The sequence below is a fragment of the Gemmatimonadaceae bacterium genome (assembly GCA_035606695.1).
Classification (GTDB): Bacteria; Gemmatimonadota; Gemmatimonadetes; order Gemmatimonadales; family Gemmatimonadaceae; genus JAQBQB01.
On the sequence record DATNEW010000019.1, the window covers coordinates 163435 to 174869 of the forward strand.

General features: G+C 66.1%; 9 protein-coding genes. 8 read left to right on the forward strand and 1 reads right to left on the reverse strand.

The window, feature by feature from the left end:
- The first annotated feature begins 101 nt into the window (after nt 1-101).
- The 8 genes from rny (at nt 102) to recN (ending at nt 9710) form a co-directional block, all read left to right on the forward strand.
- Nucleotides 102-1688: a ribonuclease Y gene (gene rny / locus VN706_08090; GenBank protein ID HXT15576.1), complete on the forward strand. Its 1587-nt coding sequence runs from the start codon at nt 102-104 to the stop codon at nt 1686-1688.
- Nucleotides 1689-1783: 95 nt separating this feature from the next.
- On the forward strand, nt 1784-2719 hold the full coding sequence (locus VN706_08095; GenBank protein ID HXT15577.1) for a tetrahydrofolate dehydrogenase/cyclohydrolase catalytic domain-containing protein: 936 nt from the start codon (nt 1784-1786) through the stop codon (nt 2717-2719).
- Nucleotides 2716-3993: an exodeoxyribonuclease VII large subunit gene (xseA, locus tag VN706_08100; GenBank protein ID HXT15578.1), complete on the forward strand. Its 1278-nt coding sequence runs from the start codon at nt 2716-2718 to the stop codon at nt 3991-3993. The genes VN706_08095 and xseA overlap by 4 nt, the downstream gene beginning before the upstream one ends.
- On the forward strand, nt 3990-4199 hold the full coding sequence (gene xseB, locus VN706_08105) for an exodeoxyribonuclease VII small subunit (GenBank protein HXT15579.1): 210 nt from the start codon (nt 3990-3992) through the stop codon (nt 4197-4199). The genes xseA and xseB overlap by 4 nt, the downstream gene beginning before the upstream one ends.
- A gap of 7 nt (nt 4200-4206) precedes the next feature.
- Complete coding sequence (locus VN706_08110; GenBank protein ID HXT15580.1) at nt 4207-5109, forward strand: farnesyl diphosphate synthase; 903 nt, start codon at nt 4207-4209, stop codon at nt 5107-5109.
- A gap of 48 nt (nt 5110-5157) precedes the next feature.
- Entirely contained in the window at nt 5158-7041 is a 1884-nt protein-coding gene (gene dxs / locus VN706_08115) for a 1-deoxy-D-xylulose-5-phosphate synthase (GenBank protein HXT15581.1), read from the forward strand.
- A complete protein-coding gene (locus VN706_08120) occupies nt 7038-7907 on the forward strand; it encodes an NAD(+)/NADH kinase (protein ID HXT15582.1) in 870 nt (289 codons plus the stop codon). Before dxs ends, VN706_08120 begins: the two co-directional genes overlap by 4 nt.
- A 99-nt stretch (nt 7908-8006) precedes the next feature.
- Nucleotides 8007-9710 (forward strand): DNA repair protein RecN, encoded by a 1704-nt coding sequence (gene recN / locus VN706_08125; GenBank protein HXT15583.1) that lies wholly within the window; start codon nt 8007-8009, stop codon nt 9708-9710.
- 25 nt (nt 9711-9735) lie between these two features.
- Here recN and VN706_08130 read toward each other — a convergent pair whose 3' ends face one another.
- Entirely contained in the window at nt 9736-11382 is a 1647-nt protein-coding gene (locus VN706_08130; GenBank protein ID HXT15584.1) for a hypothetical protein, read from the reverse strand.
- Nucleotides 11383-11435 lie beyond the last annotated feature (53 nt).

Genomic DNA, 11435 nt, shown 5'->3' on the forward strand with positions numbered 1-11435 from the left:
TCGCCGGAGTGTCGTCGGACCGCAAACAAGAGTCGCGCACGGGAAGGCGGTGGTTCTCCCTGTCCTGCGGTCTCTGCACCGCGGTGGAGCATAGATTCCATATGAATCTGTACGCGATCATTGCCGCGCTTGGCGTTTTGGTAGTCGTTGCCGCGCCGGCATTTTTCTTTTGGGGACGTAGCGCGGGCACGAAGAGCGAGCGAGACCGCCAGGCCGCCGCGAAGTCGACCGCCGAAGAGACGTCCAAGCGCATTCTGAGCGACGCCGAGCGAGAGGCGGAGAACCTTCGGAAGAGCGCGCTTGTCTCCGGCAAGGAAGAGCTCATCAGGCTTCGCGAAAACTTCGAGTCCGAGGTGCGCGGGCGCCGCGAAGAAGTGGAGCGCGAAGAGCGCCGCTTGTCGGAACGCGAGACCGTACTCGACCGCAAATACGAGCTGATCGAGCAGCGCGACAAGGAGCTTGGACGCCGCGCGAGCGAATTTGGGCGCCGCGAAAAGCAAGTCACTGAACGCGAACAGGAGCTCGAGAAACTGGTCGGCGAAGAGCGCCGCCGTCTGGAGCAAATGGCCGGCATGTCGGCGCAGGAAGCCAAGGCCGAGCTCATTCGGCGCATGGAGGAAGAGGCGCAGGCTGACGCGGCGAATCGCATTCGCGAAATCCGCGAGAGCGCGAAGCGAAATGCCGAGCGCGAGGCGAAGAAGATCGTGGCGCTCGCCATTCAGCGCATCGCGGCGGAGCACACCGCCGAATCGACCGTGTCGGCGGTCTCGCTCCCGAACGACGAAATGAAGGGCCGCATCATCGGCCGCGAAGGGCGAAACATTCGCGCCTTCGAGCTCGCGACCGGCGTCGACGTCATCATCGACGATACGCCCGACACGGTCGTCGTCTCCTGCTTCGACCCGGTGCGCCGCGAAACGGCGCGCCTGGCGCTCGAGAAGCTCGTCTCGGACGGCCGCATTCACCCGGGGCGCATCGAGGAAGTCGTCAACAAGTCGCGCAAGGAAATCGAGACACAGATCATCGAGACCGGCGAGCAGGCCGCGTACGACGCAGGTGTGCACGGGCTGCATCCCGAGTTGGTCAAGCTGGTCGGGCGCATGCGGTGGCGCACGAGTTACGGGCAGAACATCCTGCAGCACTCGAAGGAAGTGGCGTGGCTCGCTGCAATCATGGCGACGGAACTGGGCCTCGACGTGAACATGGCGCGCCGCGGCGCGCTGCTGCATGACGTCGGCAAGGTGCTGACGCACGAGCACGAGGGCACCCACGTCCAACTCGGCGTCGAAGTCGCGACGAAGTACGGCGAGAACCCGCTGGTCGTGAATTGCATCGCGGCGCACCACGACGACGTGCCGCACGAAAGCGAAGTGTCGGTGCTGGTGCAGGCGGCCGACGCGATCTCGGGATCGCGCCCGGGCGCACGGCGCGAAGCGTTCGAGACGTACGTGAAGCGGCTCGAGGGACTCGAGAAGATCGCGTCGAGCTACAAGGGCGTGGAGAAAGTGTTCGCGATTCAGGCGGGGCGCGAAGTGCGCGTGATCGTCATGCCTGACGACGTGGACGACGTGCGCATGACGACGATGTCGGAAGAGATCGCGCGGCGCATCGAGGCGGAGTTGCAGTATCCCGGACAGATCAAGGTCGTGTTGATTCGAGAGACGAGGGCGGTGGATTTTGCGCGGTGAGTTGAGCGTGTCATCCCGAGCGACCCTGACGCTGACCCTGAGTGAAGCGAAGGGGAAGGGGAGTCGAGGGACCTCCGTCCCGGCGGAGGAGTCGTATGCAGCGCTCCGCTGAGAAAGGGGTCCTTCGCGCCTTTGGCGCTCAGGATGACACACGGGTGATCGACGGCGCGGCGCTTGCCGCGCGTGTGCAGAGCGAAGTCGCGGAGAAGGTTGCGGCATTGAAGGCGCGCGGGATCACAGCCGGGCTGAGCGTCGTGCTCGTCGGCGACGATGCGGCGAGCGCCGTCTACGTCGGCTCCAAGGAGCGGACGTGCATCGAGCTCGGGATGAAGGGCGAGACCATTCGCCGCCCCGCGTCGATCACGCAGGGCGAGCTGCTCGAGATCGTCGACCGCCTGAACGCCGATCCCGCGGTGCATGGCATTCTCGTACAGATGCCGCTGCCGAAGCACATTGACGCGGACGTCATCGTGCGCCGCATTCGTCCGGACAAGGACGTCGACGGTTTTCATCCCGTGAACGTCGGCAAGCTGTGGATCGGCGAGACGGACGGCTTTGCGCCGTGCACGCCGGCCGGTGTCGTCTACATGCTGCGGGCGCACGACGTGAAGACCGCGGGCGCGCACTGCGTCGTCGTGGGCCGCAGCAACATCGTCGGCAAGCCGATGGCGGGATTGATGATTCAGGCCGGCATCGACGCGACGGTGACGATGTGCCACAGTCGCACGCGCGATCTCGCGTCGGTCACGCGCGGCGCGGACATTCTCATCGCCGCGGTCGGCCGCGCGCAGATGATCACGGCCGACATGGTGAAGCCGGGCGCGGTGGTGATCGACGTCGGGATGAATCGCATCGCGGACGCGACGAAGAAGAGCGGGACGCGTCTGGTCGGTGACGTCGATTTCGACTCCGTGCGCGAGGTCGCGTCGCTCATCACGCCGGTGCCGGGGGGCGTCGGCAAGATGACGATCGCGATGTTGATGGCGAACACCGTGCGCGCCGCCGAACAGATCGGCCAGGGACGTTCATGACGGGCCGTCGTGTTCCGCGCCGTGACGATCCCGGCGCGCTCGATCTCTTCGTGATGTCCGACGCGGCGCCGGAAGGGGCGTACGTGCCTGAAGAGCCGCCGGCATCCGAATTCGTCGACGGCTATCCGGGCGAGACGCCGCGCACCGCGATCGCGGTCGGCACGCTCACGCAGACCGCGAAGGACGTGATCGAAGGCGCATTCATTCCTCTCTGGGTGCGCGGCGAGATCTCGGACTTCAAGTCGCATCGCAACGGACATTGGTATTTCTGCTTGCGCGATGCGAGCGCGCAGATTCGTTCGGTCGTTTGGAAGCGCGATCAACGCGGCATTCCCGCCGCGCCGGACGACGGCATGCAGGTCGCCGCGTTCGGCCGCCTCACAGTGTACGCCGCCCGCGGCGAGATGCAATTCACGGTCACGCGCATCGAGGCCGAAGGCGACGGACTTCGCCGGAAGGCGCTCGAGATCACACGCGCACGTCTCCAAGCCGATGGTCTGCTGGCACCCGAGCGCAAGCGCGCCTTGCCGCGTTTTCCGAAAGTGGTGGCAGTCGTCACCAGCCCGGACGGCGCAGCGCTGCATGACATCGTCGCGGTCATGCGACGTCGCGCGGCGGACGTTCGTCTGGTCGTCGTGCCCGCGGCGGTGCAGGGCGATACGGCCCCCGAGGAACTGTGCTTCGCGCTCGACCAGGTGAATCGCTGGGGCGGCGCCGAGCTCGTGATCGTGGGACGTGGTGGTGGTTCGCGCGAAGATCTCTGGGCGTTCAACGACGAACGGGTCGCGCGCGCCGTGGCGGCTTGCCACGTGCCGACGATCTCCGCCGTGGGCCACGAAGTCGACTTCTCGATTTGCGACCTGGTCGCGGACCATCGCGCACCGACGCCGTCCGCGGCCGCCGAGGCGGCGACGTTCTCGCGCGGAGAGTTGCAGGCGGAATTGAGAAAACTCTCATTGCGCATGTCGGGAGCGACCCGCGCCGTTGTGCGCGACCGTGCCGACGCCGCTCGCCACCTCGGACGCGATCTCGCCGGTGCGGCGTCCGGCCAACTCGCCGTGCGGCGCACCGCGTTGCAGTCCGTGGCCGGGCGTCTCAACGCGCTGAGTCCACTTTCGACGTTGGCGCGTGGCTACTCCGTCGCGCGCGGCGATGATGGCGCGACGCTCGTCTCGGCCGAGGCATTTCGTCCCGACATGCCGTTCGAGCTGATCGTGCGTGACGGCGTGGTACCCGCGCGCGTCACCGGAACGCCGCGGCGGTCGACTCCATGACGTTCGAGCAGCGCCTCGCGCGCCTCGAGGAGATCGCCGGCGAGCTCGAAGGCGAGGGTGTCGATCTCGCGCGAGCGCTCACCCTGTTCGAGGAAGGCATTCAGAATCTGCGCGCCGCGGCCGATGAGCTGGCGGCGGCGGAAGCCAGAGTGCAGCGACTCGTCGAGCGAGCCGACGGGAGTTTCGACGTCATCGACCGCGAGTAGCGACGCCGTGCACGCGGCGCGGGCGTCGTCCGCGACGTGGCGTGCGGATCGCGCCGCGATCGAGGCGGCGCTCGAGCGCGCGTGGGAGCGGGCGCGCGCGACCGTCGGTGCCGAGATCGGCGAGGCCATCCGGTACAGTGTGCTGGGCGGCGGCAAGCGGCTGCGCGCGCTCTTGTTCCTGGCGGCGTACCGCACGGCCGGCGGCGCGGGTGACGCGAGCGCGCTCGCCGCGGCATTAGAGATCGTACATGCGTATTCGCTCATTCACGATGACTTGCCGTGCATGGACGACGACGACATGCGGCGCGGACGAGCGACGGTGCATCGTGTCTACGGTGTGCGCGCGGCGGCGGCGGCGGGCGTCGCGATGGTGCCGGTAGCGGCGCAGGCCGCGTTCCTCGCGTCGCGCGAGTTGGGACTCGACCGGACGCGGTGCGCCGAAGTCGTGGCCGAATTGATGCGCGCGTCGGGCGCGGGCGGGATGATCGCCGGTCAGCTCCTCGATCTCGAGGGCGAAGGACGCGCGCTCGGCGTCGACGATCTCGAGCGCATTCACCGCGCCAAGACCGGCGCGCTGATTCGCGTCTCGGTACTGCTCGGCGGGCTGGCCGCAAACGCCGGCGTGGAGCAGCAGCAGGCACTCGCGCATTTCGGCGAATCGATCGGGCTCGCGTTTCAGATCGCGGATGACGTGCTTGACGTCACCGCGACCACGGACCGATTGGGGAAGCCGGCAGGGCGCGACCTCGACTTGAAGAAAGGGACGTATCCCGCGGTGCTCGGCATCGAGGGTGCGACCGCGCGCGCCGCCGCCCTCGTGGACGACGGCTGCGGCGCATTGCGTGCGGCGGGACTCCTGTCCACGGAACTGGATGCGCTGGCGCGGTTCGTCATCGAGCGAGAGTCCTGACCGTTCGCTACCTTTCCTAATCCATCCTCCCCACCGCAGACGAGTCTTGTGAGCCTCCTCGACCGAGTCAAATCCCCTTCAGACATCCGCGGCTTTTCCAGCGACGAGCTGACGCAGCTCGCCGCCGACGTTCGCGCCCGTCTGATCGACGTGTGCTCCCGCACCGGTGGCCACATCGGCGCGGGACTTGGCGTCGTCGAGCTGACGGTGGCGCTGCACTACGTCTTCGACACGCCGCGCGATCAATTGGTGTGGGACGTCGGTCACCAGGGCTATCCACACAAGGTGTTGACTGGCCGCAACGATGACATGGAAACGCTCCGCCAGGAAAACGGCGTTTCGGGTTTCCTGAAGCGAACTGAAAGCGATTACGACGCCTTCGGCGCCGGCCATGCCGCGACGTCCATCTCGGCCGCCTTGGGCATCGCCGCCGGACGCGACGTAAAGGGTGACGATTTCAAGGTCGTCGCGGTGATTGGCGACGGGTCGCTCACCTCGGGCCTCGCGTATGAAGGTTTGAACAACGCCGGCCACTCGGACCGCAACATCGTCGTCGTGCTGAACGACAACGAGATGTCGATCGCGCCGAACGTGGGCGCCATGTCCAAGTATCTCACGTCGATTCAGCGCAACTCGCTGTACAACCGCGTGCGCAGCGCGATCGGCGACATCATCGACAATGCGCCGGGACCCGTCGGTACAATCGTACGAAAGTGGGAAGAGAGCGTGAAGGCGTTCATCACGCCGGGCGTGTTGTTCGAGGAGCTCGGCTTCCGCTACTTCGGACCGATCGACGGCCATGACATCAACGGCATGATCGAGACGCTGACGGCCGTGCGTGAGATGAAGGGCCCGCGCCTCGTGCACGTCATCACGCAGAAGGGAAAGGGATTTCCGGCCGGCGAGATCAGCGGCGAGAAATGGCACGCCTTGCCGCCGGGCCACGATCCGGCGACGGGCGTACAGCGCAAGCCGTCGACGGCGGTGTCGTATCAGAAAGTATTCGGCGCCGGTTTGGCCGAGCTTGCGCGCGAAGTGCCTGGACTCGTTGCGATCACCGCGGCGATGCCGAGTGGAACGAGCACCGACATCTTCGCGAAGGCGTTTCCGAACCGATTCTTCGACGTCGGGATCGCCGAAGGTCACGCGGTCACGTTCGCGGCCGGCATGGCAACGCAGGGCGTGCGACCCGTCGTCGCGATCTACAGTACGTTCCTGCAGCGCGCGTACGACAACATCATTCACGATGTGGCGATTCAATCGCTGCCCGTGATCTTCTGCATGGATCGCGCGGGTCTCGTCGGCGAAGATGGCGAGACGCACATGGGACTGTACGACATCGCGTACATGCTCGCCGTGCCCGGGATGACGGTGACCGCCCCGAAGGATGGCGCCGAGTTGCTGGGGCTGATGCGGAGCGCCGTGCTGCACACCGACGGTCCCTTCTCGATTCGCTATCCCCGTGACGCCGCGCCCGACAAGGCGCCAGCGATGGCGACCGTCGAACCGGTGCCGTTCGCCACCTGGGACGTGCTTCGTCACGGACGCGACGTCGCCATTCTCGCCGTCGGCACGATGGTCAATCAATCACTCGCCGCGGCCGAGTCGCTCGCGGCGGATGGGTTGAACGTGACGGTCGTGAACTGTCGCTACCTCAAGCCATACGACGAAGTCACGCTCGCCGCGGTGCTCGCGGATCACAAACACGTACTCGTCGTCGAAGAAGGCACCGTGGTGAACGGGTTCGGCGCGTTCATGTCGGCCGTCATCGCGCGCTACGATTCGACCGTGCGTGTGGCGGTGCTCGGCGTGCCGGATCGTATCATTCACGCGGCGCCGCGTGCGCGTCAGCTCGCGCAATGCGGTATCGACGCGAACGGCATCGCGACGCGAGTGCGCGCGCTGCTCGAAACCGAGGCGATGGCGGGGTGACCCGGCTCGGCGTCGTCGGGCACCAGGGCTATTCCGGTTTTCCGGCGGTGCTGCGGACGCTGGGAGAGCTTGCTCCCGCGCTCAAGCTCGAGCTTTTCTACGAGGAAGAGCTGTACGAGCTCGCGGGCAACGGAAACCTCCTCGACGATCCCTCGTCGCTCGACGCGCTGCTCACGCTGGGCGGCGACGGAACGCTCCTCCGCGGCGCCCGCATCATTGCACCGCACCGCGTACCAATACTCGGCATCAATCTGGGGCGGCTGGGGTTTCTCACCTGCTGCAATGCCGACCAGCTGTCGAATGCGTTGATGCGTTTCGCGCGCGGCGACTATCTGGCCGAGTCGCGCATGGCGCTGCAGGCCCGCGTGCTCGACACGAATGGCGTCGGCCGCGAGGAGTGGATCGCGCTGAACGATGTCGTGCTCCACAAGGGCGGGTTCGCGCGCGTCGTAACGGTGCGTGTCGCCGCGAATGGCGAGCCGATTGCCGCGTACGGGGCCGACGGCGTCGTGCTGTCGACACCGACGGGGTCGACAGCCTACAGCCTTTCCGCGGGCGGACCCGTCGTCTTTCCGACGGTCGAAACGATCGTGGTCACGCCCGTATCGCCGCATACACTCGCCATTCGACCTGTCATTCTTCCGGCCGACGTCGAGGTTACGCTGAAAGCGGATGATGCGACCGAGGAGCTTTTGATTACGGTCGATGGCCAGGTCGGTAGCAGCTTTGCGTCCGGTGAAACGCTCTGCGTCAAACGCGCCGCTCAAGGCGTGTCGATCATCCGCTTTCCCGGAACTGATTTCTTCACGACGCTCCGTCAGAAGCTCGGCTGGGGCGGTCTCGCCGACAGGGACAAAACCGCATGATTGTCATCCTGAGCGAGCGACACGCTTCAATGTCATCCTGAGCGAGTGACACGCTTCAACGTCATCCTGAGCGAGTGAAACGAGCGAAGGACCCCTGTCGTGCTGACTGAGCTCCGCATCAAGAACTTCGCGATCATCGAGTCGCTGACGCTGCCGCTGGCGCGCGGGTTCAACGTGCTGTCCGGTGAAACGGGCGCGGGCAAGTCGATCATCGTCGGCGCGCTGGGATTGCTCCTCGGTGAACGCGCGAGCGCGGACGTCATTCGCACCGGCGCCGAGCGCGCCACGGTCGAGGGCGTGTTCGACGTCGCCGATCGACCCGAGATTCGCACCTTGCTCGACGACCGCGGCATCGACGTCGAAGAGTCCACGGTGGTGCTCAAGCGTGAAGTCACGACGGGCCGCGCGCGCGCCTGGATCAACGGCACGACGGTGAACGCGGGCCTGCTCGCCGAAGTGGGCCGATTGCTGGTGAATCTCCACGGCCAACACGAAGCGCAGACGCTGCTCGACCCGGACGCGCAGCGCCGCATTCTCGATGCATTCTCCGGTGCCGCGGAGCAGTCCGCGTCAGTGAAAGCGGCGCACGATCAGCTCTCGGGCATCGTCCGCGATATCGCGGATCTCACCAGACGCAGAGCCGAGGCCGAGCGGCGCGCCGATTACCTGCGGCACGTCGTCCAGGAAATCGGCGACGCGAAGCTCACCGACGGTGAAGACGTACGCCTCGAGGAGGAAGCGCGCCGGCTCGAAAACGCGGAGGAGTTGCGCGCGCTTGCGACCGGGATCGCCGGTGGGCTCGACGGGGAAGAGGACACCGTGCTTCAGAAGCTGGCCGCCATCGGCAAGCATCTGTCGTCCATTCAGCGCATCGATCCCACGCTGAACCGCTTGCAGGAGCAATTCGACACGGCGTACTACGCGATCGAGGCGTTGGCGCGCGAGCTCGAGGAGTACGAAGGCGCGGTCGATCTCGATCCGTCGCGCCTCGAGGACGTGCGGCGGCGACGCGATCTGTTGTTCAGGCTGACGAAGAAGCATGGCGGCTCGCTCGCCGACGTGATTCGCACCGGCGAGGAGGCAAAGCGCGAGCTCGATCTCGTCGACTCGGCGGGCTTGGACATTCGGCAGCTCGAGTCGCGCGAGCGCGAAGCGCGCGCGGCGTTGATCGAGCGCGCTGAAACGCTCACGGCGATGCGACGTTCCGGCGCCGAGCGCATGGCGCGCGCAGTCGACGAGGTGCTGCCCGATCTCGGAATGCCGGACGGTCACGTGACCGTCGCGCTTCGCCCGTTGAAGGAGATCGGTGCGTCAGGTTCCGAAGACGTGGAGTTCTGTGTCGCGCTCAACGTCGGTCACGAGCCGCGCCCGCTGTCTCGGGTGGCGTCCGGCGGCGAGCTCTCGCGTGTGATGCTCGCGCTCAAGACGATTCTCGCGCGGCTCGATCGCGTGCCGACGCTCGTGTTCGACGAAGTCGATGCCGGGATCGGTGGGCGCGTGGGGTTGCAGGTCGGCGAGACCATGCGGCGCGTGGCGAGCTATCATCAGGTCTTCGCGATTACGCATCTGCCGCAGATCGCGGCGCGCGGGCATCATCACATTCTGGTGAGCAAGGGCGCGCGGGGCGGAGTGACGGCGGCGGACGTGACGGTCCTCGCCGGCGATGAGCGAGTGACGGAGATCGCACGCATGCTCGGCGGCGACCCGGAGCGGGATGTGAGTCGCGCGCATGCGAAGGAGTTGCTCGAGGCGGCGACGACGTCGGCGACGGTCGAGGGGCCGCGCCGGACGCGGAAGCGGTAGCGAAAGCGCGAAGGATGACACAAGCTTATCGCACGAACACCCTCAACCCCACCTGATCCTGAAACGTTTTCGGGGCCGGCCCGCCCGACACGCTCAACGTCTCGAGATGCCGAAAGTTCGCCTCGAACGGAATCCGCCCCGGCCCGCGCAGTGTTTGCGATGTGGAATATGAGAATCCTATTCCAACTTGTTGCAACGTCGCGGCATCGTTGCCGAACGGCGGCGTTGCAACGGGGATCAGGACGCTTTGCGTCGCCGAGCCCGGGGGCGGCGGACCCACGTTGGGTGCGGTGTACTGATCGGCGCCGACACGCGTGAACGCGTAATAGCCATTCAGCGATACGTAACCGCCCAGCCGAAACCGTGGAATCGCCGTCAACGACAGCACATTCCCGGCGGTGTAGGTTCCCCCAAGCGCCGCGGTGAGCGGTAGTGCCGCATACGCCGTGTTCGGCACGCGCGACACGTTCACGCTGCCGAATTGCATCGTGTACGAACCGAGCGCGCTGAACGCCCAACGATCGCCCCACGCAAAATCCGTCGCGCCACCGAGGATGAGGCCCGGCTGTCCGTAGCCAGTCGCGTTGTCGAACAACCGATCGCGATCCGCCGGCTCGCCCGTCCCGAAGCGTCCTGTCACGTTCACCGCGATACGCTCATGAAAGCCCGGCGCGACCGCGGTGTCGGGAAATGAGTTGCTGAGCTGATAGCTCGCCCCGACAGAGATGTCCCCGATCGACGACCGACTGGGCGACTGCAGCGTGTCGTAGCCGGCCCCCTGCAACACCGCGTTGAGCGCGTTGTTGGCCGGGATCTCGGCTGTGGCGAACTTCCCGGTCGGCACCGGACCGTTGAAAACCTGATACGACGCGACGAGCGCGGCGAGCCGCGCGTCGATCGCCTTCTGAATGTCGCTGCCGCCAATGGGAACGAAGGTGGTTCCTGGAGCCGACTCGCCCGTGCCGTAAATCAATCCCGTCGCGCTCGCGAACGACTGCGTCGACGCGATCAACGTCTGCACGGCGGACTGCTGCGAGAGGATCGTCGTGCAGCCTGGCCCCGACGAATTGCTCTGACACGATTTCAACTGATTCTGGAGCCCCGATGCCGCGTCTTGCAGGCTCTTGATGAGCGCCGCGTTCTGGGTCCAGCTCGACGTCAGGATGGCCGGATTCAGCCCGACGTTCGCCGCGCCAGGTTTCTGATTCAACCCGACGAGCACCGTCGTCCGCGTTTCGACCAACGGCACGACGACGCCGATCGTGAGCCGCCGCGACAGGCCGTATTCGAGCATCAGCGGGGCGGTCACGATGCGCGCATTCGCGCCGCCGGTGGTGGCACCGGCCGTGACGCGCAGGTTCGGATTGTTCGTCGCCGCCGCCACGAGACCATTGAGCGGCAAGCCGGGAATGAGATCGCCCGTCAACGAATCGACGACGAAGCTCGACCCAATGTTGCGCTTGCCTCCATTGCCGAGAAACTCGTCGAAGCGCGTCCAGCTGGTCAACAGGCGGACGTCGAACCCGTGTCGATTCAGGACCGTCGCGTCGGTCTCGAGACTGGTCGTGGCTTGTGCGGCGGCGCGGTGGAATGAAAAGACGACGAGCGCGGCGCCGAGGGCGCGCGAACGAATGCTGTGTCGAACCGGCAAATGCAGTTTCGCTCCGTGCACTGTGTGGTGTATGTGGGACGGCCGTCTCACGTTATCATTCCACGACTCGCCAT

Bases quoted from the DNA above. Each gene is read 5' to 3' on its own strand.
- rny (HXT15576.1), top strand. From the start codon at position 102: ATGAATCTGTACGCGATCATTGCCGCGCTTGGCGTTTTGGTAGTCGTT.
- VN706_08095 (HXT15577.1), top strand. From the start codon at position 1,784: ATGCAGCGCTCCGCTGAGAAAGGGGTCCTTCGCGCCTTTGGCGCTCAG.
- xseA (HXT15578.1), top strand. From the start codon at position 2,716: ATGACGGGCCGTCGTGTTCCGCGCCGTGACGATCCCGGCGCGCTCGAT.
- xseB (HXT15579.1), top strand. From the start codon at position 3,990: ATGACGTTCGAGCAGCGCCTCGCGCGCCTCGAGGAGATCGCCGGCGAG.